The 23,742-nt window shown below is 70.7% G+C and carries 19 protein-coding genes; 11 read left to right on the top strand and 8 right to left on the bottom strand.

Annotation, left to right across the window (positions count from 1 at the left end; translation table 11 throughout):
* The first annotated feature begins 9 nt into the window (after nucleotides 1–9).
* From ACE3TA_RS08280 to ACE3TA_RS08260, 5 genes are all read left to right on the top strand, one after another.
* Nucleotides 10–648: a sulfotransferase family 2 domain-containing protein gene (locus tag ACE3TA_RS08280; RefSeq protein WP_374572457.1), complete on the top strand. Its 639-nt coding sequence runs from the start codon at nucleotides 10–12 to the stop codon at nucleotides 646–648.
* Complete coding sequence (locus ACE3TA_RS08275; RefSeq protein WP_374572455.1) at nucleotides 645–1,274, top strand: aspartyl/asparaginyl beta-hydroxylase domain-containing protein; 630 nt, start codon at nucleotides 645–647, stop codon at nucleotides 1,272–1,274. The genes ACE3TA_RS08280 and ACE3TA_RS08275 overlap by 4 nt, the downstream gene beginning before the upstream one ends.
* Nucleotides 1,271–3,178, top strand: coding sequence for a sulfotransferase (locus ACE3TA_RS08270; protein ID WP_374572453.1), 1,908 nt, complete (start codon nucleotides 1,271–1,273; stop codon nucleotides 3,176–3,178). Before ACE3TA_RS08275 ends, ACE3TA_RS08270 begins: the two co-directional genes overlap by 4 nt.
* 2 nt (nucleotides 3,179–3,180) lie before the next feature.
* A complete protein-coding gene (locus ACE3TA_RS08265) occupies nucleotides 3,181–4,152 on the top strand; it encodes an aspartyl/asparaginyl beta-hydroxylase domain-containing protein (protein WP_374572451.1) in 972 nt (323 codons plus the stop codon).
* Between the two features lie 94 nt (nucleotides 4,153–4,246).
* Nucleotides 4,247–4,606 (top strand): YciI family protein, encoded by a 360-nt coding sequence (locus tag ACE3TA_RS08260; protein ID WP_374572449.1) that lies wholly within the window; start codon nucleotides 4,247–4,249, stop codon nucleotides 4,604–4,606.
* 42 nt (nucleotides 4,607–4,648) lie between these two features.
* Here ACE3TA_RS08260 and ACE3TA_RS08255 read toward each other — a convergent pair whose 3' ends face one another.
* From ACE3TA_RS08255 to ACE3TA_RS08240, 4 genes are all read right to left on the bottom strand, one after another.
* Entirely contained in the window at nucleotides 4,649–5,455 is an 807-nt protein-coding gene (locus tag ACE3TA_RS08255; RefSeq protein ID WP_374572447.1) for a L,D-transpeptidase, read from the bottom strand.
* A 99-nt stretch (nucleotides 5,456–5,554) separates the two neighbouring features.
* Nucleotides 5,555–5,860: a hypothetical protein gene (locus ACE3TA_RS08250; protein ID WP_374572445.1), complete on the bottom strand. Its 306-nt coding sequence runs from the start codon at nucleotides 5,858–5,860 to the stop codon at nucleotides 5,555–5,557.
* Nucleotides 5,861–6,098: 238 nt separating this feature from the next.
* Nucleotides 6,099–7,784: an alpha-amylase family glycosyl hydrolase gene (locus ACE3TA_RS08245; RefSeq protein ID WP_374572443.1), complete on the bottom strand. Its 1,686-nt coding sequence runs from the start codon at nucleotides 7,782–7,784 to the stop codon at nucleotides 6,099–6,101.
* A gap of 99 nt (nucleotides 7,785–7,883) precedes the next feature.
* Nucleotides 7,884–8,921: a patatin-like phospholipase family protein gene (locus ACE3TA_RS08240; protein ID WP_374572441.1), complete on the bottom strand. Its 1,038-nt coding sequence runs from the start codon at nucleotides 8,919–8,921 to the stop codon at nucleotides 7,884–7,886.
* Between the two features lie 112 nt (nucleotides 8,922–9,033).
* Here ACE3TA_RS08240 and ACE3TA_RS08235 point away from each other — a divergent pair, with 112 nt between their 5' ends.
* Together ACE3TA_RS08235 and ACE3TA_RS08230 are read left to right on the top strand one after the other, a co-directional pair.
* A complete protein-coding gene (locus ACE3TA_RS08235) occupies nucleotides 9,034–9,960 on the top strand; it encodes a cation diffusion facilitator family transporter (protein WP_374572439.1) in 927 nt (308 codons plus the stop codon).
* A gap of 106 nt (nucleotides 9,961–10,066) precedes the next feature.
* Entirely contained in the window at nucleotides 10,067–11,899 is a 1,833-nt protein-coding gene (locus tag ACE3TA_RS08230; RefSeq protein WP_374572437.1) for a transglycosylase domain-containing protein, read from the top strand.
* Nucleotides 11,900–11,912: 13 nt separating this feature from the next.
* On the opposite strand, the gene ACE3TA_RS08225 is transcribed toward ACE3TA_RS08230, so the two are convergent.
* Nucleotides 11,913–13,187, bottom strand: a complete 1,275-nt coding sequence (locus ACE3TA_RS08225) for a cytochrome P450 (protein WP_374572435.1) — start codon at nucleotides 13,185–13,187, stop codon at nucleotides 11,913–11,915.
* Between the two features lie 386 nt (nucleotides 13,188–13,573).
* Between ACE3TA_RS08225 and ACE3TA_RS08220 the strand changes: the two genes are divergently transcribed.
* The gene (locus ACE3TA_RS08220) at nucleotides 13,574–16,195 is read left to right on the top strand and encodes a TonB-dependent receptor (RefSeq protein ID WP_374572433.1); all 2,622 of its coding nucleotides are present in this window, start codon (nucleotides 13,574–13,576) and stop codon (nucleotides 16,193–16,195) included.
* A gap of 118 nt (nucleotides 16,196–16,313) precedes the next feature.
* Entirely contained in the window at nucleotides 16,314–17,330 is a 1,017-nt protein-coding gene (locus tag ACE3TA_RS08215) for an aldo/keto reductase (protein WP_374572431.1), read from the top strand.
* A gap of 10 nt (nucleotides 17,331–17,340) precedes the next feature.
* Here ACE3TA_RS08215 and ACE3TA_RS08210 read toward each other — a convergent pair whose 3' ends face one another.
* Together ACE3TA_RS08210 and ACE3TA_RS08205 are read right to left on the bottom strand one after the other, a co-directional pair.
* On the bottom strand, nucleotides 17,341–18,171 hold the full coding sequence (locus ACE3TA_RS08210; RefSeq protein ID WP_374572429.1) for a peptidyl-prolyl cis-trans isomerase: 831 nt from the start codon (nucleotides 18,169–18,171) through the stop codon (nucleotides 17,341–17,343).
* 19 nt (nucleotides 18,172–18,190) lie between these two features.
* On the bottom strand, nucleotides 18,191–20,164 hold the full coding sequence (locus ACE3TA_RS08205) for a DUF3604 domain-containing protein (protein ID WP_374572427.1): 1,974 nt from the start codon (nucleotides 20,162–20,164) through the stop codon (nucleotides 18,191–18,193).
* Between the two features lie 143 nt (nucleotides 20,165–20,307).
* Between ACE3TA_RS08205 and ACE3TA_RS08200 the strand changes: the two genes are divergently transcribed.
* Both ACE3TA_RS08200 and ACE3TA_RS08195 read left to right on the top strand, forming a co-directional pair.
* Nucleotides 20,308–21,348, top strand: a complete 1,041-nt coding sequence (locus tag ACE3TA_RS08200) for a HupE/UreJ family protein (RefSeq protein WP_374572425.1) — start codon at nucleotides 20,308–20,310, stop codon at nucleotides 21,346–21,348.
* A 146-nt stretch (nucleotides 21,349–21,494) separates the two neighbouring features.
* The gene (locus tag ACE3TA_RS08195) at nucleotides 21,495–22,670 is read left to right on the top strand and encodes a diguanylate cyclase domain-containing protein (RefSeq protein WP_374572423.1); all 1,176 of its coding nucleotides are present in this window, start codon (nucleotides 21,495–21,497) and stop codon (nucleotides 22,668–22,670) included.
* Here ACE3TA_RS08195 and ACE3TA_RS08190 read toward each other — a convergent pair.
* On the bottom strand, nucleotides 22,667–23,742 hold a 1,076-nt coding region (locus ACE3TA_RS08190), incomplete at its 5' end, for an ABC transporter permease (RefSeq protein ID WP_374572421.1). The genes ACE3TA_RS08195 and ACE3TA_RS08190 overlap by 4 nt on opposite strands.

The following is a 23,742-nucleotide window of genomic DNA, read 5'->3' as shown; positions in this document are numbered from 1 at the left end:
TTGCGAAACATGATCGTCTCCCATCGCCACCGCTTCATCTTCGCGGCGGTGCCCAAGACGGGCACCCATTCGGTGCGGCAGGCGCTGCGCGAGCAACTGGGCGACGAGGACGTCGAGCAGGTGGGCCTGTTCGTCAACAAGCGCTTCCCGTGGGAGGATCTGGCGGCGATCCAGCACGGCCACCTGTCCCTGCGCCAGGTGCGCCCGCACCTCGGCGAGGAGGCCTTCGACGGCTATTTCAAGTTCGCCTTCGTGCGCAATCCGTTCGACCGCTTCGTCTCGTACTGCGCCTTCATGCTGCGCGGCGGCGAGGTGTTCCAAGAGCGGCCGCGCGAGGTGATGCGCCACTTCCTGTTCGCCGACCCGCCGGAGCAGCACATCCTGTTCCGGCCGCAGGCCTCGCTGCTGACGGGCGAGGACGGCCGGACGCTGCTGACCGACGCCATCGGCCGCGTCGAGGACATGCAGGGCTCCTACGACGCGATCTGCGCGCGCATCGGCATTCCCACCCGCCCGCTCGACCGCGTCAACGGCAGCCGGCGCGGCGACTATCGCGTCTACTACGACCAGGCGCTGATCGACGGCGTGGCCGCGCGCTACGCCCAGGACCTGGAGCTGTTCGGCTACAGCTTCGAGGGCGTGCGATGACCGCCGCCCGTCCGACGCCCGTCGCCAATCCGCGCAAGACCGTGACCGTGCGCAGGCTCGGCCCGGTCGACATCGCCGCGCTGCGGGCGGCGGTGCTGGCGATCCCCGAGGCGGTGTGGGCCGCCGAGGACGCCGGCAAGCCGAACAAGTTCGGCGTGCTGGACGAGACGCGCCACATCGTCTTCCGCTTCGTCGACAATCCCCGCGACTGGCGCGGCTCGCACGACCGCCCGGCCTGGCCGCGATGGCGCGCCCTGCTGGAGCCGGTGCTGGCGCAGGCCGTGCGCGACTACGGCTACGCCCGCGGGGTGTTCCCGCGGGTGATGTTCGCCAGGCTGCCGCCAGGCGGGGTGATCCACCCGCACATCGACAACAACCCGGCGGCGAAGTGGCCGCACAAGATCCACGTGCCGCTGTCGACCAACGCGGCGGTGACGTGCTTCTTCGGCGGCGGCGAGCACCATTTCCCGCCGGGCGAGGCGGTGGAGGTCAACAACCTGGACCCGCATTGGGTGCGCAACAGCGGCGACGCCGACCGCATCCATCTGATCTTCGAATACTACGACGCCGACCAGCCGGAGCCGGGCTGGCTGGAGCCGCTGCTGGCCGCCGGCGGGGCGCGGTGAACGGCGGCGAGCGCGACGTCCTCCTGCAGGAGGCCAGGGAGCTGCGCGCCAGCCGGCGCGCGCCGGAGGCGCTGGCCGTCCTGGAACGGCTGGAGGCGCAGCATCCCCGGTTCAGCCGCCTCTTCCAGGAGCGCGGCCACTGCCACGTGCTGCTCGGCGACGCGCCGGCGGCCGTCGAGGCGCTGCGGCAGGCGGTAAGCCTGAACCCGACGCTGCCGGCGAGCTGGGACATGCTGGAGCAGCTTCACCGCATGCTGGGCGACACCGCCCAGGCGGCCGCGGCGGCGCAGAACCTGGCGACCCTGCGACAGTTGCCCGCCGAGGTGGTGGTGGCCAACAGCCTGTTCGCCGACGGCGACCTGTCGCCGGCCGAGGAGATCATCCGCGAATACCTGCGCAAGGACGGCGGCAACGTGGGCGCCCTGCGGCTCCTGGCGCGCATCCGCAAGGAGCGCGACGCACCCGAAGAGGCCGAGGCGTTGCTGGAGGCCGCGCTCGAGCGCGCGCCGGACTACCACGCCGCGCGCCTCGACTACGCCATGGCGCTCCTGCAGCAGCAGAAGCACCTGCAGGCGCGGCGGCAGGCCGAGCGCCTGCTGGAGCACGAGCCGGACAACCGCGAGTACCTGAAGCAGTACGGCGCGGCCTGCATCGGCCTAGGCGACTACGAGCCGGTGGTCGATCTCTATGCGCGGCTGCTGGCCGACCAGCCGCAACGGGGGGCGGAGGCCGCCGACCTGCGCCTGTGGCGGGCGAACGCCCTGAAGGCGACGGGCCGGCGCGAGGAGGCGATCGCGGACTATCGCGCCTCGCTGGCGGCGCGGCCGGACTACGGCGTGGCCTGGTTCAGCCTGGCCAACCTGAAGACCTATCGCTTCACCGACGACGAGATCGCGCGCATGCGCGCCGCCGAAGCCGGCGCCGGTGTCCAGGACATGGACCGCGTCTATCTGTGTTTCGCCCTGGGCAAGGCGCTGGAGGATCGGGGCGACTACGAAGCCTCGTGGCGATACTACGAGCGCGGCAACGCGGCGCGGCGGCTCACCAGCCGCTATCGCCCGGAGGTCGCGCAAGCCTGCGCCCAGCGATTGAAGCAGGTGTTCACCGCCGAGTTCTTCGCGGCGCGCGCCGGCTGGGGCGCGGCCGATCCGGCGCCCGTCTTCGTCCTGGGCCTGCCGCGTTCGGGCTCGACCCTGATCGAGCAGATCCTGGCCTCCCATTCGGCGGTGGAGGGCACGCAGGAGCTGACCGAGATCGACCGATACGCGGCCGAGCTCTGCGGCCGCGATCCGGATTGCGGCCTGCCGCTGGCGCCCGAGGCGCTGGAGCGCCTGACCGCCCGGGACGCGCGAGCGCTGGGCGAGCGCTTCCTGGCCGAGACCGGCGCTTATCGCCGGCTGGGGCGGCCGTTCTTCATCGACAAAATGCCGAACAACTTCTGGCACATCGGCCTGATCCACCTGATGCTGCCCGGCGCGACGATCATCGACGTGCGGCGCGAGCCGATGGCCTGCTGCTTCAGCAACCTCAAGCAACTGTTCGGCACGACCAACCAGGAATTCACCTACGGCGCCGACCACGTCGCCGGCCACTACCGCACCTATCTGGACCTCATGCGGCATTGGGACGAGGTGCTGCCGGGACGGGTGCTGCGGGTGCGCTACGAGGACGTGGTCGAGGACCTCGAAGGCGGCGTGCGACGCATGTTGGCGCACTGCAGACTGGCCTACGAGCCGGCCTGCCTGGCCTTCCACGAGACCCGGCGCAGCGTGCGCACGCCCAGCTCCGAACAGGTGCGCCAGCCCATCGGCCGGGAGGGGCTGGAGCAATGGCGGCGCTACGCGGCCTGGCTCGGTCCGCTGCGGGACGCGCTGGGCGATGCGCCGAGCGGCTACAGGAGCTGACCATGCGGCTGTCGCGCCCGTTCTTCCAACTGCCCGTGCTCTTCGATCCGGCGCGTCTGCAGGCCGAGGTCGCGGCCTTGCCGGCGGAGGCCTGGACGGCGCACCCGGACCGCGTGCCCGGCAACAGCGCCGCGCGGCTGATCAGCGCCGGCGGCGGCGAGACCGATTCCGTCCACGGACGGATGCTGCCGACGCGCTGGCTGGAGGCCATGCCCTACCTGCGCCAGACGCTCGCGGGATTCGGGGTGGTGTGGAGCCGCTCGCGGCTGATGCGCCTGGCGCCCGGCGCGGGCGTGCCCGAGCACGCCGACATCAACTACCACTGGCACACGCGGGTGCGGCTGCACATCCCGGTCTTCACGCGGCCGCAGGTGCGCTTCCACTGCGACGGGCAGTCGGTGCACATGGCCGAGGGCGAAGCCTGGATCTTCGACAACTGGCGCCGGCACCACGTGGAGAACAAGGCCGACGCCGCGCGCGTCCACCTGGTCGCGGACACCTCCGGCACGGCGGCGTTCTGGCGGTTCGCCTGCGGGCAGGCGCCGCCGCGCGGGCAATGGCGCACGGTGGCCTTCGACCCCGCGATCGACGCGCAACCGCTTACCGAATGCGACCAGACCTCGCCGGTGATGCCCGCCGCCGAAGTGCAGCTCCTGGTCGACGACCTGCGCGCGGAACTGGCGGCCGCAACCGAGACCGCCGACGCCGGGGCGCGCGTGGCGCGGTTCAGCATGCTCCTGGAGAGCTTCGTGTCCGACTGGCGTCAGCTCTGCGCGCTGCACGGCACGGGCGGGCGGGCGCGGCCGGAGTTCCTGCGCCTGGCCGGGGCCGTGCGCGAGGCCGCCAGGCCGCTCGCCGACGGGCTGGTGATGCGCACCAACGACGCCGGCGCGCTGCTGGTGCTGGAAAAGCGCGTGCTGCAGCACCTGGTCGCGGACGAGGCGGCGCCGTCAGGCATGGGGCCGTGCCCGTAGGACCGGGCCCGCACGAGGCGATGTCGGTTTCCGGCGCGCCCGTTCGTCGTTCAGATAGCGGCCCGCAGCGGGCGGCGCGGACAGGAGACGGACAATGCGCGTGATGGTGCTGGTGAAGGCGACCGAGGACAGCGAGCGGGGCCTTATGCCCACGGCCGAGCTGCTCGAGGCGATGGGCCAGTTCAACGAGGAGCTGGTCAAGGCCGGGATCATGAAGGACGCCGACGGGCTGAAGCCCTCCTCGGCGGGCAAGCGCGTCGCGTTCGACGGCCTCGGCCGCACGGTGATCGACGGGCCCTTCGCCGAGACCAAGGAGCTGGTGGCCGGCTTCTGGCTGTGGGAGGTCAAGGACATGGACGAGGCGGTGGCCTGGGTGAAGCGCTGCCCCAACCCCATGCCGGGGCCGAGCGAGATCGAGATCCGGCCGCTATACGAGATGGAGGATTTCGAATGAGGCGTCGGCGTCGACGGGCGGCGACGCTGCGGGACTGAGCGCCTACCGCGCGACGGGCGAGGCGCCGGCGCCGGTGTCCAGGCGGTCCAGCAGGGTGGCGATGTCGCGCGGCGGCGCGGGCTCGCGGGCCTCGGCGGCCGCCATCCGGGCGCCGAAGGCGGGGAAGACCTCGGCCAGGGTCTTCACCTCGGGCAGGATGTAGACCACCCCGTTGGTGCCGGTGAAGCTGCGGCGCACCACGTCCTCGTAGAAGCCGGCCGGCAGGTTGATGCAGCCGAAGCTGATGCGGTTGTCGTCCGGGGTGGGCGACATCAGCCGCTCCATGCGCTGCTCCCTGGGATTGGAGGTGATGACCACGTGCATGGAGATGGCGTCGGCGTAGTCGACCCACAGCACCTCGCCGTCCTTGGACGGGCCGAAGCGGGCGATGAAGCGGCCGGCCGGCGTGGTGCGCTCGTCCGGGGTGATGGTGGAGAGCGGCTGGTCGCCGATGCCCGGCACCGAGTCGTCGCCGATCGCCAGGCCGAGCAGCGCCGGGGCCGCGCCGCGCAGGCGCCCGTCGGGCGCGTAGACGAAGACCTCGGCGGCGACCTTGTCGACGATGACGAAGGGCAGGCCGTGGTTGTCGCCCGAGCCGCGCACCCAGGCGGCCATCTCCTCGACGACAGGCGAGGCGGGCGCGACGTAGGGTTCGGTGTCGGCCGGGGGTTCGGCCTCGGCGGGAGGCTCGGCGGTGAGCCAGTCGTCCAGCGAGCTGAACGCCTGGGCGGCGGCCGGGCCGGGGACGGCCATGGCGAGCGCGAGGAGCGCGGCCGTCATGCCGAGCGCCGTCCTTGCGGAACCGCCCATGGTGTTCGCTCCATCCGCCGCAGGCCGGACCTGCTTGATTTCAATAGGAATAGCGGAGCGCGCCGGCGTCGTCACCGGCGCGCCCCGCATCCGCGACGATCAGTGCCGGGGCTGCCGGCTGGCCGCCATCTGCTGCTCGAGGCTGTCCACGCGCGGCGTGAGCTGGTCGAGGCGCTGGTTGGCCTGCTGGGCGCTGGCCGCGGCGGACTGGGCGGCGCTGTCGGCGGCGGCGGCCTTCTGGGCGGCGGCGTCGGCCTTGGCGTCGACGGCGCTGATGCGGCTGTTCACGCCGGCGATCTGCTCGTCGACGTACTTCTGGGTGGCGCAGGCGCTGAGGCTCAGCCCGCCGAGGACCAACGCCGCGGCGACACCCAGATTCTTGAGACGAAATGACGTCCGAAACATTCCCGCTTCCTTTCTCTGATCAGCTTGGATGGTCACTCAACAGGATGGGAGGCGCTGACCCGCGAATTCCTGGCTCCGCCCCTCGGAATCTTGACGACGAGCGCTCTTGACCTGCGGCCGGCAGGCAAGCTGCGCCGCGTGGTTTAACTCCCAGGTCCGAGAGGCGTTCCAACACCTGGGCGGAACTTCGTTCCGGCGGCGCCGGCGGGCGGCGGCCGGACCCGTCGCCAGGGCCGCGTCAATCGGCCTCGGCCTCGGCCAGGGCGCGCAGGGGGGACTCGCCCGTGGGCAGGTCGCGCATGGACAGGAAGGCCGCGCCGAAGGGCGGCAGGACCACCTCTCCGGCCTCCAGCCGGCCGCCCATGCCGGCGTCGATCAGGTCGCAGACCCCCTCGAACGGCACGCGGGTCTCCCGGCCGGCCAGCTCGAAGAGGCAGACCGTGCGCCGGTCCTCGTGCTGGCGGGCGAAGGCGAGGACGTTGGACGGCGGGCGGCGGGCGCGGTCCAGGAAGTCGCCCTTGCCGAGCTGAAGCTCGGGGCGGCGCCTGCGCAGGGCCAGGAACCGGCGGACGAACTCCAGGGTGGAGTCCTCGCGCCCCTCTTGCAGGTCCACGGCCAGGGTGCGGTGCCGCGGGTCGACCGGCAGCCAGGGATCCTTGGCGCTGGAGAAGCCGGCGTTGGGGGCGGCGTGCGACCAGGGCATCGGCGTGCGCGCGCCGTCGCGGCCGGCCGAGCCGGTGTAGGCGGCGATGGCGTAGGGGTCCTGCAGCTTGTCGAACGGGATCTCCGCCTGGGGCAAGCCCAGTTCGTCGCCCTGGTAGAGGTAGGGCGTGCCGGGCAGGCTGAGCAGGATCGCCAGCAGCACGCGGGTGCGCCGCTCGTCGAGCGGGCCGGCGGGGCTGAGGCGGCTGGGAAAGCGCGGCACGTCGTGGTTGCTGAGCGACCAGGAGGGCCAGCCCTTGCGCCGGCGCCAGCCCATGATCACCGCCTCGAACAGGTCCGGGTCGGCGCGCTTGGCGTCCAGGAGATAGAAGTTGTAGGCCGAGTGCAGCAGGGTGGGATCGGCGGTGTAGGCCCGCTGGGTCTTCAAGGGCGAGGAATCGAAGATCTCGCCCACCGCCATGCGGTCGTCATAGGTGTCCATCAGCGCGCGCAGGCGGGTGATGAAGCTGAGCGTCTCGGGCCGGGTGCGCTCGTAGATGTGCTGCTGGAACTTGTGGGTCGTCTGCGGCGTGGAGCGCCAGGCGGCCGGCGGATTGTCCCTGAGGCCCGCGTCGTGGAACAGGTAGTTGACCGCGTCCAGGCGGAAGCCGTCGACGCCGCGGTCCAGCCAGAAGCGGGCCACGTCCAGCACCGCGTCCTGCACGTGGCGGTTCCAGAAGTTGAGGTCCGGCTGACCCTCCAGGAAGTTGTGCAGATAGTACTGGCGCCGGCGCGGCGACCAGCTCCAGGCCGGGCCGCCGAAACAGGCCTGCCAGTTGTTGGGCGGCGTGCCGTCGGCGTGGGCGTCGGCCCAGACGTACCAGTCGGCCTTCTTCGAGCGGGACGAGCCGGAGCTTTCCAGGAACCAGGGATGGCGGTCGGAGGTATGCGACCAGACCTGGTCGATGATCACCTTCAGGCCCAGGGCGTGGGCGTCGGCCACCAGGGCGTCGAAATCCTCCAGCGAGCCGAAGGTCGGATCGACGCCGCGATAGTCGGAGACGTCGTAGCCGAAGTCCTTCATCGGCGAGGTGAAGAACGGCGACAGCCAGATGGCGTCCACCCCCAGGTCGGCGATGTAGGGCAGCTTGGCGCGCACGCCGGGCAGGTCGCCGATCCCGTCGCCGTTGGTGTCGAAAAAGCTGCGCGGATAGATCTGATAGAAGACCGCGCGCTTCCACCAGGTCGCGGAATCGGCGGCGGCGTCGGGACTGGCTGTCATCGGCTGGGCGTTCTCCTCGCTTCTGGATAGCGAGGACAGGCGCGGGATTGAACCTTCGTTCCCTGACGAATGCGCATCGCCGGCCCCGATGAGGCCGGATCAGGCCTTGCGGCGGCCGCGCCGGGCCTGGGGCAGCAGCCGGTGCAGCGACGCCTTGAGCGGGCCGTCGGCGGCCGTCTCCCCGGCCGGGGTGAGCGGCTCCTGGTCCTGGCCCGCCAGCCAGCGGCGGCCGGCGGCCGCGCCGGCGTCCTTCAGGCGGCTGAGCGCGGTCCAGTCGGCGTTGAGCGCGTCGGCGAAGGAGACGCCGTCGGCGGTCTGGCGCGCGCTGATGCGGTGCAGACGGGCCAGGGGGCCGCCGCCCTGGCGGCCCAGGCGGTTCAGGTCCTCCAGAGCCTCGACCTCGCGATGCATCGAGGAGGACAGGGCGAGCTCGTGCACCCGCCGCTCGATGTCGCGCACCCGGGCGGGCGGGCGGCCCGGCGCGGGAACGGTGAGGTCGACCAGCAGGATGTCGCCGCCGGGCCGGGTCCAGGCCAGCTCGCGCAGGGGCGGATTGGCGCTGTAGCCGCCGTCCCAGCACCATTCGCCGTCCACCTCGACGCTGTGGTTCAGCAGCGGCAGGCAGGCCGAGGCCAGCACCGCCTCGACACTGATCTCGTGCGTGCGGAAGATGCGGGCCGAGCCGTCGCGCACCCGCGTGGCGGAGATCAGCAGGGCCAAGGGCGAGCGCTCGCGCAGGGCGGCGAAGTCGATCTCGTCCTCCAGGATCTCCTTCAGGGGGTCGATGCGGAGCGGGTTCATCTGCATGGGTGAGAGCCACTGCAGCGACGCTTGCAGGGCGGCCAGGGCCGCGCCGTTCACCGGCGCCCCGCTCAGGGGAAAGGCGTTGCTGACCCGCCGCCAGAAGCGGGCCAGGGCCTTGCGCGCGCCCTCGGGGCCGCCGTCCATCAGGCCCTGGGCCATGACCACGGCGTTGACCGCCCCGGCGCTGGCGCCGCTGGCCGCGGCGATGTCCACGCCGGCTTCGAGAAGGGCGTCCAGGACGCCCCAGGTGAAGGCGCCGAGCGCGCCGCCGCCCTGCAGGGCGAGGGACAGGCCCGGCGCGTCGTGTTGCGCTGCACTGTCGGTATTGTGCATTGCAATAAATTAGGCTCGAGGCCCCCGGCCCGCAATGGCCGGAGGGGAGTCTGTAGCGATGTGTGATCGACACCCTGGCGCTCGTGCGCGCTCACGCTAGGATCGCCCGCCCATGGCCGCCCATACGTCGAAACGAGTCATCTACGCCGCCCTGGCGGGCAACACCGCCATCGCCCTGACCAAGCTGGCGGCGGCCCTGTTCACCGGCAGCGCCGCGATGCTGAGCGAGGCGATCCACTCGTTCGTCGACACCGGCAACCAGCTTCTGCTGCTGTTCGGCCTGCGCCGGGCGGCCATGCCGGCGGACGCGCAGCATCCGTTCGGCTACGGCCTGCAGCTCTACTTCTACACCTTCGTGGTGGCGGTGCTGATCTTCGGGGTGGGGGCGGTCGTCTCGATCCTGCACGGCATCGACAAGATCCGCGACCCGCATCCGGTGGAGCACGCCTGGGTGAACTACGTGGTGCTGGGCATAGGCGTGATCTTCGAGGGCGGCGTGTGGCTGGTGGCGCTGAAGGCGTTCGACAAGGAGCGCAACGGCCGCGGCTGGCTGCGGGCGGTGCGCTCCAGCAAGGACCCGACGGTGTTCACCGTGCTGTTCGAGGACACGGCCGCCCTGATGGGCCTGCTGGTCGCCCTTCTGGGCGTGTTCTTCAGCGAGGAGCTCGGCCTGCCGGTGATCGACGGGATCGCCTCGGTGATGGTGGGCGCGATCCTGGCGGTGACGGCTTTCTTCCTGGCCTTCGAGAGCCAGAGCCTGCTGACCGGCGAGGCGGCCGACCGGGAGACGCGGGAGGGCATAGCGGAGATCGCCCGCCGGGCGGCCGGCGTGTCTGGGCTGAACCAGGCGCTGACCATGCACTTCGGCCCGCATGAGGTGTTCGTGGCGCTCAGCCTGGACTTCGAGGACAGCCTGACCGCCGCACAGGTGGAGCAGACGGTCACGCGCATCGAGCAGGCGATCAAGCAGGCCTACCCGGACGTGCGCCAGATCTTCATCGAGGCGCAGAGCTTCGACGCGGACAAACGGGGACGTTAAGCCGCGGCAGGTTACCGCGAATTATGTTGCCTGCGACGCGGAAGGGGACAGAAGAGCGTCCTGACGAGCCGGCGCGAATCAGTCCGGCCGTGCTGGAGCCATTTTCGTGATCGCTCTCATCGCCGCGGCGTCCCTGCTTGTGGCCGCCCCGGAGCTGCCGCAGCTTCCGCCCATCACCCGTGATCCGCAGATCACCTATGTGGACCGCTCCGGCGCCGTCATCGGCGTGCGCGGCGGCCGCTACGCCCCGCCGGTGGACCTGGCCAGGCTGCCCGCCTACGTGCCGGCCGCGTTCGTGGCGATCGAGGACCGGCGCTTCTATTCGCACACTGGCGTGGACGCCCTGGGCATCGCCCGGGCGGTGGTGGCCGACATCTCCAAGGGGCGCGCGGCCCAGGGCGCCTCGACCATCACCCAGCAGCTCGCCCGCAACCTGTTCCTGAGCTCGGACCGCACCATCGAGCGCAAGGCCAAGGAGATCGTCTACGCGATCGAGCTGGAGCAGACCTATTCGAAGCAGCAGATCCTGGGCCTGTACCTCAGCCGCATCTACTTCGGCTCGGGCGCCTACGGGCTGGAGGCGGCGGCGCAGCGCTACTACGGCAAGCCGGCCTCGCGTCTGACCCTGATGGAGGCGGCGACCCTGGCGGGGATCCCGAAGTCGCCGACCAACTACAATCCGGCCGAGCAGCCGCAGAACGCCGCCCAGCGCGCGAAGCTGGTGCTGGACGCGATGGTGGAGACCGGGGCGATCACCTCGGCCCAGCGAGCGCAGGCCCTGGCGCACCCGGCCAAGGCCCAGCGCGAGGCGGCCAACGAGCCGGCCCAGTACTTCGTCGACTGGCTGGACGGGCGCACGCGCCAGATCGTCGGCCAGCCCAAGCAGGACCTGGTGGTGGAGACGACGCTGGACCTGCCGATGGAGGCGGCCGCCTCGAAGGCCGCCCGCGCCACCGTGGCCGCGCGCAAGAGCCAGGGGATCGAACAGGCCGCCGTGGTCGCCCTGGACGGCCAGGGGCGGGTGCGGGCCATGGTCGGCGGGCTGGACTATACGACGAGCCCGTTCAACCGCGCGGTGCAGGCCAAGCGCCAGGCCGGCTCGTCGTGGAAGCCGTTTGTCTATCTGACGGCGCTGGAGCAGGGCTGGACCCCGAACGACCTGGTGCTGGACGCGCCGGTCACCATCGACGGCTGGTCGCCGCAGAACTACGAGAACACCTTCGAGGGCGTGATCCCCCTGCGGATCGCCCTGGCCCATTCGCTGAACACGGTGGCCGCGCGGCTGGCCGACCAGGTGGGACGCGACAACGTGGCGGCCACGGCCCGCCGGCTGGGGATCGCCTCGCCGGTGAACACCGACCCGGCCATGGCGCTGGGCACGACGCTGGTCTCGCCGCTGGAGATGGCCCAGTCCTACGCGGCGTTCTCGAACGGCGGGCAGCGGGTGTCGGCGTTCGGCGTCGAGCGCATCCGCGGCGCGAACGGGGCGGTCGTCTATCAGCACCGGCTGGGCGCGCCGCAGCAGGTGATCGACAATCCGCCGCTCAGCGAGCTCAACGGGATGCTGCGGGGCGTGGTGGCCTTCGGCACCGGGGCGCGGGCGAACATTCCCGGCTACGACCTGGCCGGCAAGACCGGCACCACCAGCGACTACAAGGACGCATGGTTCGCCGGCTACACCGGCGGCTTCACCGCCGTCGTCTGGACCGGGCGCGACGACGGCTCGGCCATGCGCGGGGTGACCGGCGGCTCGGCGCCGGCCGACATCTGGAAGGCCTTCATGGGCTCGGCCCTGAAGCGGGCCGGCGCCAAGCCCATTCCGCCCGGTCCGCCGCCGCCGGTGGTCGAACCGCCGCCGCAGCCGCAGACCGAGCCGGCGCCGCCGCAGCAGACGATCGACGACCTCCTGCGCACGCCGGAGACGACCGCTCCCTACTAGGGGATCCAGGCGATCAGGCGACGCGCTCGGGGATCACCACGGGCAGGGTCTCGTAGCCCTTCACGAACACCGAGAAGGTGCGCTGCGGCTCGGCCACCACGTTGATCACCGGGAAGCGCTTGAGGATCTCCTCCCAGATGATGGTGAGCTGCAGCTCGGCCAGGCGGTTGCCGACGCAGCGGTGCACGCCGAAGCCGAAGGACAGGTGCTGGCGCGGCCGCTCGCGGTCGATGATGTAGCTTTCCGGGTCGGCGATGACGCTCTCGTCGCGGTTGCCCGAGACGTACCACATGGCCACCCGGTCGCCTTTCCTGATGGTCTTGCCGCCCAGCTCGACGTCGCGGGTGGCGGTGCGGGCCATGTGCGCCAGCGGGGTCTGCCAGCGGATGGTCTCGGAGACCATCGAGGTGATCAGGCCCGGATTGTCGCGCAGCTTCTGGTACTGGTCCGGATTGCGGTTCAGCGCATAGAGCGAGCCGGAGATGGTGTTGCGGGTGGTGTCGTTGCCGCCGATGATCAGCAGCGCCACGTTGCCGTGGAACTCGTGCTCGTCCATGTCGCGGGTGTCGGCGCCGTGGGCCAGCATGGAGATCAGGTCGAAGGCCGGCTCGGCCTTGCTCCGCGCGTTCCAGAGCTCGGTGAAGGCGGTGAAGCACTCGGAGATCTCGCGGCGCTTCTGCTCCCAGCTCGTCACCGGGCCGTGGCCGGGGGCGTTGGTGAAGACGTCGGACCAGTGGGTCAGGCGCCGGCGGTCCTCCTGCGGGAAGTCGAAGAGGGTGGCCAGGGTCATGGCCGTCAGCTCCTTCGACACCAGGTCGACCCAATCGAACTCCTCGCCGACCGGCAGGTTGTCGAGGATCTTGGCCGCCCGCTCGCGGATCACCGGGGCCATGCGGTGCAGGTTGGCCGGCGCGACGACGGGGCTGACCGTCTTGCGCTGCACGTCGTGCTTGGGCGGGTCCATGGAGATGAAGCTGGGGCGGGCGGGCCGGTTGGCCGACTCGGCCTTGGCCTCCAGGCTGACCAGGGTGATGCCGTCGGCCGAGGAGAAGGCCTCGTGGTCGGTGTCCACCGACATGATGTCGTTGAAGCGGGTGACCGACCAGAACGGGCCATAGGCGCTTTCCGGCGTGAAGTGCACCGGGCTCTCGGCGCGCAGGCGCTCGAAATAGGGCCACATGGCGTCCTGGGCGAAGAGGTCCGGCCGCGCCGGGTCGAACGTCTCCAGCGGTTCGGCGTAGGCCCGCGCGTGGGCCTCGTGCCGGATGTCGATGGCTCCGTCGCTCATGTGTCGCCTCCCTTCAGGCGCGGCGGCGCGCGTCCGCCCGGAGGCGACGCGGGCTCGCTCAATAGTCGTTGGGGAAATGACGCCGAACCGAACAATGTTTCGCAAGCGATTTCTTCGGGCCGCAAGTTGAACAATGTTCGGATCGCGTTCGCGAGTCCTTCACCGACCTCAACGCGTCGAATAACCCGGGTATTGACAATTCACCATTTCGCCACCTAGCGTCAAAATTGACGAAGATGAATAAAACGGCGGCCCATAGGCACAGCCGACGCATTTCGTCATGGGAGGATCAAGAAATGCGGGCAAGATTGCTCTTGTCTGCGTCGGTGGTTATTTGCGCCGGCGCTGGTTCTGCATGGGCTCAAGAGCCCCCGTCGTCCACCACCGTGATCGAGGAACTGGTCGTCACCGCCCAGAAACGGGAGGAGTCGATCCAGGACGTGCCGATCGCGGTCTCGGCCTTCGGCGGCGAGCAGTTGAAGGCCCAGGGGATCGACACGGCGGGCAACCTCGTCCAGTCGATTCCGAACCTGACCTATACGCGCCGGGCGCTGCGCACGAACTTCCAGATCCGCGGGGTGGGCGCGCAGCTCATCTCCGCCAGCGGCGACGACGGCGTCGGCATCCACGTGAACAACGCCCCGCTCACGTCCAACCGCATCGCCGACGCCGAGTTCTACGACGTGGAGCGGGTGGAGGTGCTGCGCGGCCCGCAGGGCACGCTCTACGGGCGCAACGCCACCGGCGGGGTGGTCAACGTGATCACCGCCAAGCCGGGCGACCAGTTCGCCGCCTCGCTGACGGCCGAGTTCGGCAACTACGACAGCCAGAAGTTCCAGGGCTTCGTCAACATCCCGCTGGGCGACGCCCTGGCGCTGCGCGTGGCGGGCTTTTCGCTGCGGCGCGACGGCTACAGCACCAACACCCTGACCGGCGCGTCCATCGACGGGCGCGACATCAGGGCCGGCCGCGTGACCCTGAGCTTCAAGCCGACGGACCGGCTGCGCGCCTATCTGATGTGGGACGGCTTTTCCGAGGACGACGACCGCGGCGCGCGCAAGCAGCTATGCGCCAAGGACGTGGGCCTCACCTCGATCGGCGGGGTGGCGACCGGCGCGGCCCAGGTGGCCTTCACCCAGGGCTGCCTGCCGCGCTCGGTCTACGGCGACGACGTCTACGGCACGACCAACCAGCTCTCGACCTTCTCGGGCATCATCGCCCGGCAGGTGGGGCTGCAGCCGGTGGATTCCTTCCTGGGCAAGACGGTCTCGCGCAATCTGCGCGAGGTGGAGGTCTACGGCACGCCGGTCTATCGGCCGCGCACCGACCTCTACGAGCTGAACGTCGACTGGGACGTCACCGACGCGCTGATGTTCACGTCGCTGACCAGCTACAACGAGAACGAAAGCTTCTCGCGGGGCGACTCCACGGGCGGCTATTCCTCGGTGGTGTTCCCGGCCTCGCCGCTGAACCCGACCGGGGTGCTCGACGATCCGCAGTTCGGCCCCACCGACCGGCTGATGAGCGAGAGCGGCGGGACGGCCCACAACACCCAGTGGACCCAGGAAGTGCGGCTGCAGTCGGCCTACGACGGGCGGTTCAACTTCAACGTCGGCGGCATCTACCTGAAGTACAAGTCCAACAGCCTGGTCTATGTGGCGACCAACGCGGCCACGGCGGCGGTGCGGGTGGTCAATCCGCTGGCCTATGTGGACCCGCTGCGCGACCCCGACTTCACCGGCCACAACTACTTCATCAGCCTGACCGAGTACGAGCTGACCTCGCGCGCGGCGTTCGGCGAAGCCTACTGGCAGGCGACGGACACCCTGCGGGTCACGCTGGGGCTGCGCTACACCGACGACAAGAAGTGGACGCGCGGGTCCGGCTCGACCCTGTTCGTCGCCGGGCGCGGGCCGATTTTCACCACGCCGCAGACCGTCGAGTTCAAGGAGACGACCGGCCGGCTGAACGTGGACTGGTCGCCGGACCTGGCGTTCACCGACAGCACGCTGGTCTATGCATCCTATTCGAAGGGCTACAAGGGCGGCGGCTTCAACCCGCCCGGCGTGGTCGCCCTGGGGCTGAACGAGGAATTCGCGCCGGAGTTCGTGAACGCCATCGAGATCGGCACGAAGAACACCCTGCTCGACGGGCGGCTGCTGCTGAACCTCACGGCCTTCCACTACGACTACAAGGGCTATCAGATCGGCCGCAGCGTGAACCGCTCGGTCTACAACGAGAACATCGACGCCAAGATCAAGGGGGTGGAGCTGGAGTCGGTCTGGGAGCCGATCGACAACCTGCGATTCAACGCCAACATCGGCTACCTGTCGACCCGGATCGAGGAAGGCCAGGTGGTCGACTCGTTCAACCGCACCCAGGGCGATTCCCGCTACGTCTACGCCAACTCCACCAGCGGGGGCTGCGTGCTGAACGTGACGGGCACGGCGGCGATCCTGTCGCTGCCCGGCGGCCAGGCGGTGCTGGCCAACCGCGCCTGCTCGGGCACGGCGACGCTGACCGCCAGCCTGATCGCTGCGGGGCAGACGGCGGCCAACGCCGCCGCGCTGGCGGCCGGCGCCTACAACTACGGGCCTGAGGTCTCGCGCCTGTCGAACGGGGCGGGCGACGGGGTGATCCAGGACCTGAAGGGCAACGAGCTGCCCAACTCGCCCGAATGGACCGTGGCGCTCGGCGCCCAGTACAAGTGGCTGCTGCCCGGCGGGTGGAGCGCGACGCTGCGCGGGGACTACTACCGCCAGTCCGAAAGCTACATGCGCTACAACAACGCCGCCTTCGACCGCATCCAGTCGTGGGAGAACATCAACACCTCGCTGATCTTCGACCAGGCGGACAAGGGGCTGAACGTCCAGCTCTTCGTGAAGAACCTGTTGGACAAGAACACCATCGTCGGCTTCGACATCGCCGACGAGAACCTGGGCGCGGTGCGCAACGTCATCCTGCTCGACCCCAGGCTCTACGGAATCGCCCTGACCAAGCGCTTCTAGAGCCGCGCTTTCGCCTGCGCCCCTTCCCAGCGCCGCCCTCCCCGGCTATCCAAAGCGGCGCCGGGGAGGGGACGAGGTCCGCCGCCCGCGTCAAATCAGCGGAAAGTCGGAGGATCACATGGGCCAGAAGCGGTTGGGAAGAAGCGCGATCGTCGTGTCGGACATCTGCATGGGCACCATGACCTTCGGCTCGCAGGCCGACGAGGCCATGGCGTTCCGCATCCTGGACCGCTCGTTCGACGCCGGGATCACCTTCTACGACACGGCCGAGAACTATCCGGTGCCGCCCCGGCCGGAGTGGGCGGGCCGCACCGAGGAGATCTTCGGCCGCTGGCTGAAGACCAAGGACCGCGACGCCATCATCCTGGCCACCAAGGTCAGCGGGCCCAGCCACGGCTGGATCAAGAGCTCGCAGCGCGCCGGCATGACGGCGCTGGACCGGCACAACATCACCCGCGCCATCGAGGCCAGCCTGAAGCGGCTGGGCACCGACTACGTCGACCTCTACCAGACCCACTGGCCGGACCATGGCGTGGGCTACGAGGAGACCCTGCGCGCCCTCGACGACCTGGTGCAGGAGGGCAAGGTGCGGGTGATCGGCTGCTCCAACGAGACCTGCTGGGGCCTGACCAAGTCGGTGGCCGTGGCCGAGCGCGAGGGCACGGTCCGCTACGAGACGATCCAGAACAACTTCAGCCTGAACAACCGCCGCTTCGAGGACGAGCTGGCCCAGGCCTGCCGCCAGGAGGGGGTGAGCCTGATCCCCTATTCGCCGCTGGCCGGCGGGGTGCTGTCGGGCAAGTACAACGGCGGGGCGACGCCCGAGGGCGCGCGCTTCTCCAACTACCTGAAGCTGGGCGGGCGCCAGGCGGCGATGGCCAAGCGCTTCGTCAACGACAAGTCGCTGGCCGCCACCGAGAAGTTCGGCGAGATCGCCAAAGAGGCCGGCATGAGCCTGGTGACCCTGGCCACGGCCTGGAGCAAGCAGCACGACTTCGTGGCCTCGACCATCGTCGGCGCGACCCACGAGGACCAGCTCGACGACATCCTCGCCGCCAGCGAGCTGACCCTCGGCCAGGACGTGATGGACGCGATCAACAAGGTCTCCAAGGAGATCCTCTACCCGATGGGCTGAGGCGCGGCGCTCAGGCGCCGCCGTCGTCGGCCACGACCACGCGGTAGCGGGCGCGCAGGCGCCCCAGGAACGCGGCGTTGGCGGCCTGGCGGGCCTTGGCGAGCCAGGCGTCGCGCACCTCGCCGCGGGCCTGCTCGAAGCTCTCGACGGCGGCCTCGGTCCGCTGGTCGACGCGCACCAGGTGCCAGCCGTAGGCCGACTTCACCGGCCCGCTCCAGACGCCGACCGGCGCGGCGGCGACGGCCTTGGCGAAGTCCGGCCCGTAGTCGCGGGCAAGGTCGGCGATCCGCGCGTCGGCGTAGGACAGCGGCAGGACGAAGGGATCGCCCGTCGGCGCCGCGCCGGTCTTCGCGGCGTCCAGGGCGCGGCGGGCGGCGGCCTCGGCGTCTCGGCCGGGCCGGTCGGCGCTGAAATAGACGTGGCGCAGGGCGACGGTGGCCGGGGCCCGGTAGTCGGCCTTGGTCTGCTCGTAGAAGGCGCGCAGCGCGGCCTCGCTGGGCTCGGCGATCGGCTCGGCGTCCTCGCCGGCGAAGGCCATCTTCTGGGCCAGGCGCCGGCGGATGATGATGTCGTCCTGGTCCAGCCCCAGGCGGCGGGCCTCGCGCGCCAGGATCTCCTCGTCCACCCGCTCGCGGATCAGCCCGTCCAGCTCGGCCTTGGTGGGCGGGCGCTGCATCTGCAACTGCCAATAGTCGGCGAGCTGGTTCAGCTCCTGGGTGTCGACGCGGATCACCGGCCGGTGGGCGGCCTTGCCCACCGTCGCGCCGAGGAAAAGGATCGCCCCGACCAGCAGGAAATGCGTCAGCGGCTCGCGCGCGACGCGGGCGAGGATCGAACGCAACCGCCCGCCGGGGGCGGCGTCAGGCGCGGGGCTCATACCAGATGGGCGAGGACCAGGCCCGCTCGTTGATGGTGACGGGCAGCTTGGGGTTGGGCGGGGCGCCGTTGCGCAGGGCGTCCCAGGTGGACCAGCGGCACGACGGGTTCTCCAGCACGCGCACGTAGTAGAAGGCGCGCTGCTTGGGATCGAAGGTGGGATCGGTCCACAGGGTGCGCAGCTCCAACGCGCCCTTGAACCTGGACGGCTCGCAGGTGGTCAGGTCGACGCTCGCGCCGTTGTCGGGACAGCGGTTGGCGGCCGGGTCGACCTTGAGGTTGTCCGAGCAGGCGACGTCGAACACCTGCTCCTTGGCCTGGCCGTTCTCGATCCAGCCCTTCACGATCTGGGCGCGCTGCAGGAAGCCGCCGTTGGGATCGCGCATCGCCCAGATCAGGAACTTCGGCGCGCCCTTGGCGGGCAACAGGTCGCCGCCCATCGGCACGCCCCTGGCGTAGGCGGTGCGCACGAGGTCGGCGCGCCCGGCCAGGTCGTCCGGATAGTCGAAGCTGGCGAAGAAGCGCACGCGCATGCGCGGGCCGGAGGTGGCGAAGGTCTCGCGCCGCTGCAGGGCCGCGAAGATCGCCGGCCGCGAGTTCTCCTCGGCCCAGACGCCGGCCAGGCCCGAGGCGCTCCAGGTCTGGAAGCGGGCGATGCTGCCGCCGGGATCGTCGACCGGCGCGCTCCAGTCCTTGGCGCCGTTCTGCGGGATCGAGCCGCGCTGCACGGGCTTGCCGTCGACGCGGCCGACCTTGCCGAAATAGTTGCGCTCGTCCACCGAGCCGGGGGCGGCGTTGTGGGTGTCGCTGGAGCCGATGAAGCCGAACTTGAAGGGATTGAAGCCCTTCTGCTCCTCCATGAGGATCCCGTCCTTGAGGGCCTCGCGCACGTAGCCGCCCTTGAACTTGGTCACCGGCCGGTTGGAGCCGATGTAGGTGTCCATGATCTCGAAGTTGGCCCACTCGTCGTTGGGCGACAGCGAGGGATGGGTGTCGGAGGTGCCCTTGACCTGGGTGATCTCCACCAGCGGCTCGTTGCGGCGGCGCAGGTCGGCGTAGGCCTTGTCCATCGGCTGGCCGTCCAGGCGCGTGGTCTGGAACATCAGCCCGTCGCTGCCGTTGGAGTTGTGCGGGATGGCGAGCGCCTGGATGCCGCGGGCGCGCCAGCCGTCCATGGTGCGCCACAGGTCTTCCGGATCGCGCGAATCCAGCGCCGTGTAGGGCAGGGCCGGCACGTCGGCGCTCTTGAAGATGACGTTGCGGTGCAGGTTGCGCCCGTCGGGGGCGGAGGTGAACTCGTAGCCCACCAGGGTGGTGAAGCGGCCCGGGTCGTTGTTGCGGGCGGCCGCGTCCTGGACCTCGCGCCAAGCGCGGTCGGTGATCTTCTTGTCCTTGAACTCGTCGGGCAGGGAGTTGTGCTCGTAGCCCTCGACCATGCGGGTGAAGGCGGCGCGGATCTGCGCCGGGTCGGTGCTGAACAGGCCCTTGACGATGTCGAGCTTGGAGATCGGCGTGCCCGGCGTGTTCGCCTCCTCCAGGGCGCCGATGTACTCGGAGTGGTCGGTGACGGCGACGAAGTCCAGCGGCTGGCCGGCCAGGCGGATGTCGAAGCCGGCGGCGTGGCCGATCGCCTCGCCCTTGGCGAAGCGGTAGGCGTCGTCGGGGGTGCCGCGGACGTTGAAGATGTAGGCGTCGAACGACAGCTTGGTGTGGACGTGCAGGTCGCCGAAGTAGGCGTTGCGGTCCGGATTGTAGCCGGGCAGATGGCCGGCCGGCGCCTCGGCCGAGGCGGGCGCGGCGTGGGCCGGAGCGGCGTCGGCGGTCGTGGGCTGGACGGGGGCTTTCGGGCTGGCCAGCGGCGAGGCGCTGCTCAGCAAGAGGGCGGTGAGCCCGGCCGCGCCGATCACGGCGAGCGACTTGAACGCGGCCGCTCCGCGCGGCGGCTTCCGATCCTGCATGTCCATCCTCCCAGCGCCCGCGCCCCGGTCCCGGCGGTTCTGCGACGCCGGCTGGTCCGGAGCGGACCTCGCCGGAGCATTGCCCTGCGGCAGAGCCGCTGTCAAAACCGCAGAGCAAAGAATGTCCGGCGGGGAGGCGGGACTTGGGGCGGCGGTTCGAATCCGGTCTCGCGGCGGCCATGCTGGCCGGCCTGGCCCTGGTGCTGGCGGCCTGGCTGGGGTGCGGGCCGGCGGCCCAAGCCCACGAGGTGCGCCCGGCCCTGCTGCAGATCACCGAATCCGCCCCCGGCCGCTACGAGGTGGTCTGGAAGCAGCCGATGGTGGGCGACATGGCGCTGCACCTGGCGCCGCACCTGTCCAGCGGGGCGATCGACCGGCCGGCCGACCGCCAGTCCGGCGCGCCGGGCTTCCTGATCCGCGTGTGGACCGTGGCCGGCGGCGCGCCGCTGGACGGCCAGACCGTGGAGATCGAGGGGCTGTCGCAATCGGTGACGGACGTGCTGCTGCGGGTGACCGCCGCCGACGGGCGGGTGGTGAGCGCGGTGATGCGGCCGGCCGAGCCGAGCTTCACCCTGCACCTGGCCGCGCCGCGCGGCATGGCCGTGCCGGCCTATCTGGCGCTGGGGGTGGAGCACATCCTGACCGGCGCGGACCACCTGATGTTCGTGCTGGGCCTGCTGCTGCTGATCGGTCCCAACTGGCGGATCGTGAAGGCGGTGAGCGCCTTCACCGTGGCGCACAGCCTGACCCTCGGGCTGGCGGCGCTGGGCTACATCCACTTTCCCTCGGCGGCGATCGAGGCCCTGGTGGCGCTGTCCATCGTGTTCGTCGCGCGCGAACTGCTGGTCCCGGCCGACGCGCCGCCGACGCTGACGCGCCAGCACCCGTGGGTGATCGCCTTCGCCTTCGGCCTGCTGCACGGCCTGGCCTTCGCCGGGGCGCTGGCGCAGGTGGGCCTGCCGCCCAAGGCCGCGCCCCAGGCGCTGTTCCTGTTCAACGTGGGCGTGGAGATCGGCCAGCTCGTGTTCATCGGCGCGGCCCTGGCGGCGATGGCGCTGCTGCGGCCGCTGCGCGCGCGCCTGCCGTTCCCCACGCAGGCGCTGGCCAGGCTGGCGCCGGCCTATGTGATCGGCTGCGCCTCGGCCTACTGGCTGATCACGCGGGTCGTGGCCGCCTACGCCTGAACGGGCGGCGCCCAGGACGATCGGTCGCAGGCCAACCCCCCGTCTCTACAGCGCTTTTTAATCCTGATGCGGCATCGTCCGCCGCGTGGGCCGGAGCGAAAATCCGGCCGCCCATCCCGCGGGAGGAACGCGAGCGGATGTTTGGCGTGCGAATCCTGAAAGCGCATGAACGGCGCCTGCCCGACGAGGTGTTCGCCGAGCTGGTCGACCTGATGTACGCCTCGATCACCCCGGTGGTGCTCATGGGGGTCAGCGTGGCCGGCGTGGGCGCGTTGATCGCCCACCGCCTGCAGGACCCGCTGCTCGCCGTGCTGACCGGCTTGGCCGCCGTGGTCATGATCGTGCGGACCGCGACCGTTCTGGCCTATTGGCGCCGCCGCAAGGGCGCCGAGCGCCTGCCCCGCGCCGAGGCGCGGCTGTGGGAGCGGCGCTACGCGGTGAGCAGCCTGATCTTCTCCGGGCTGCTGGGCGTGCTGAGCCTGGACGTGATGCTCGTGGGCGGCGTCGTCGACCACATGCTGATCGCCGCGCTGATCTTCGGCTACGGGGCCGGCATGGTCGCCCGGCTGGTGGTGCGCCCGATGATCGGGATCTCGTCGCTGATCATCGCCGTGGCGCCGACCGCCGTCGGCATGGCCGCGCACATCCCCGGCGCCGAGGTGCACATGGGCCTGGCCTACACCGCCCTGACGCTGCTGACGGCGGCCTTCACGGCCGGCGGGCTGGAGACGATGTGCCACATCTACCGCAAGCTGATCGGCCAGCTCATGACCCGGCGCGACCTGGCCAGCATGGCGCGGCACGACGTGCTGACGGGCCTGCCCAACCGCGTGGAGCTGCGCGAGCGCTTCGAGGAGGAGATCTCCGCCGTCGAGCCCGGCGGGCCGTTCCTGGCGCTGCACTTCCTGGACCTGGACCGCTTCAAGCCGGTCAACGACGCCTTCGGCCACCCGACGGGCGATGCGGTGCTGCAGGCGGTGGCCGGGCGGCTGGCGGGCATGCTGCGGACCGGCGACACTGCGGCCAGGCTCGGCGGCGACGAGTTCGTCGTCGTCCAGTCCGGAGTGAAGCACGCGGACGAGGCGCGCCTGCTGGCCTACCGCATCCAGCGGGTGATCAGCGCGCCCTACATGGTCCGGGGCCAGGAGATCCACATCGGCGTCAGCGTCGGCATCGCGCTGGCGCCGCAGGACGGCGAGGACCTGGACGTGCTGGCCGCCCGGGCCGACGCGGCCCTCTACCAGGCCAAGAGCCGCGGCCGCGGAACGGTGGCCTTCTGGGGCGAGGGCGCGGGGCCGACGAAGCTGGTGGCCGTGGCCTAGCCGGCCTTGGCCATCTGGGCGCGGAAGCGCAGCAGGGCAGCCGTCAGCGCGATCGCGCCGATGGCGATGATGGCCGCGAGCGGGCGCCAGATCTCGGCCAGCCCGGCGCCGCGGAACAGGATCGCGCTGGACAGGGCGACGAACTGGGTGGTGGGCGAGGCCTCCATCACCGCCCGCATCGCCGCCGGCATGCTCTCCATCGGGGTGACCGCGCCCGACAGCAGGTTGAGGATGACGAACACCGGGATCGACATCAGGGCGAACTGGGGCATTGAGCCGGCCGAGGTCGCCAGCAGGATGCCGATCGCGGCGGTGGAGAACAGGTAGGGCGCGACGCAGGCCATGAAGAGCGCGGTGGAGCCGTTGACCGGCACGCCGAGGCCCGCGCGGACGATCAGCTCCAGCGAGAAGAAGGCCGCGCCGGCCACCACTACGCCGTTGGCGATGATCTTCGACAGGGCCACCTCGATCGGGGTGACCGGCATCACCAAGAGCCGCTCGATGGTGCCGCGCTCGCGCTCGCGCATGAAGGCCGCGCCCACCAGCAGGATCGACAGGATCGTCAGGTCCAGCACGATCTGCATCACCGAGACGAACCACACCGCCTGGTGATTGGGATTGAACGCGGTGCGCGGGACCACGCGCACGGGCAACGAGGCCTCGGCGGCCGGCGAGCCCAGGGCCTGTGCGGCCTCGTTCGAGACGATCTGGCCGATATAGCTGGCGCCCAGGCCGGCCTGGGTCATGGCGGTGGCGTCGATCAGCAGCATCAGGCCGGGCTTGCGTCCGCGCAGCAGGTCGGCCTCGAAGTCCGGCGGAATCTCCAGCACGAAGATCACCTCGCCCGTCTCCAGCGCTGCGTCGGCGGTCTCGGCGGTGAGGGCGACGGGCTTGCGGAACAGCGGCGGCTGCAGGGCGTCGGTCAGCCGCCGGGACAGGGGCGAGTGGTCGTTGTCGACCACGCCGATCGGGGCGTTGTTGACCTCGGTCTTGATGTCCTTGGAGACGCTGTAGAGCGCGAAGGTGAAGGCGAAGACGATCAGGATGATGGCGGCCGGGTCGCGCCACAGGC

The organism is Phenylobacterium sp., from assembly GCF_041916435.1.
Taxonomy (GTDB): Bacteria; Pseudomonadota; Alphaproteobacteria; order Caulobacterales; family Caulobacteraceae; genus Phenylobacterium.
This window is presented reverse-complemented; position numbering and strand designations above follow the sequence as displayed.

What these genes read in the sequence shown, in the direction of transcription:
- ACE3TA_RS08205 (WP_374572427.1), bottom strand. Translation starts at nt 20,164, where the DNA reads ATGCAGGATCGGAAGCCGCCGCGCGGAGCGGCCGCGTTCAAGTCGCTC.
- ACE3TA_RS08245 (WP_374572443.1), bottom strand. Translation starts at nt 7,784, where the DNA reads ATGACAGCCAGTCCCGACGCCGCCGCCGATTCCGCGACCTGGTGGAAG.
- ACE3TA_RS08260 (WP_374572449.1), top strand. Translation starts at nt 4,247, where the DNA reads ATGCGCGTGATGGTGCTGGTGAAGGCGACCGAGGACAGCGAGCGGGGC.
- ACE3TA_RS08250 (WP_374572445.1), bottom strand. Translation starts at nt 5,860, where the DNA reads ATGTTTCGGACGTCATTTCGTCTCAAGAATCTGGGTGTCGCCGCGGCG.
- ACE3TA_RS08235 (WP_374572439.1), top strand. Translation starts at nt 9,034, where the DNA reads ATGGCCGCCCATACGTCGAAACGAGTCATCTACGCCGCCCTGGCGGGC.
- ACE3TA_RS08275 (WP_374572455.1), top strand. Translation starts at nt 645, where the DNA reads ATGACCGCCGCCCGTCCGACGCCCGTCGCCAATCCGCGCAAGACCGTG.
- ACE3TA_RS08225 (WP_374572435.1), bottom strand. Translation starts at nt 13,187, where the DNA reads ATGAGCGACGGAGCCATCGACATCCGGCACGAGGCCCACGCGCGGGCC.
- ACE3TA_RS08215 (WP_374572431.1), top strand. Translation starts at nt 16,314, where the DNA reads ATGGGCCAGAAGCGGTTGGGAAGAAGCGCGATCGTCGTGTCGGACATC.
- ACE3TA_RS08265 (WP_374572451.1), top strand. Translation starts at nt 3,181, where the DNA reads ATGCGGCTGTCGCGCCCGTTCTTCCAACTGCCCGTGCTCTTCGATCCG.
- ACE3TA_RS08255 (WP_374572447.1), bottom strand. Translation starts at nt 5,455, where the DNA reads ATGGGCGGTTCCGCAAGGACGGCGCTCGGCATGACGGCCGCGCTCCTC.
- ACE3TA_RS08280 (WP_374572457.1), top strand. Translation starts at nt 10, where the DNA reads ATGATCGTCTCCCATCGCCACCGCTTCATCTTCGCGGCGGTGCCCAAG.
- ACE3TA_RS08240 (WP_374572441.1), bottom strand. Translation starts at nt 8,921, where the DNA reads ATGCACAATACCGACAGTGCAGCGCAACACGACGCGCCGGGCCTGTCC.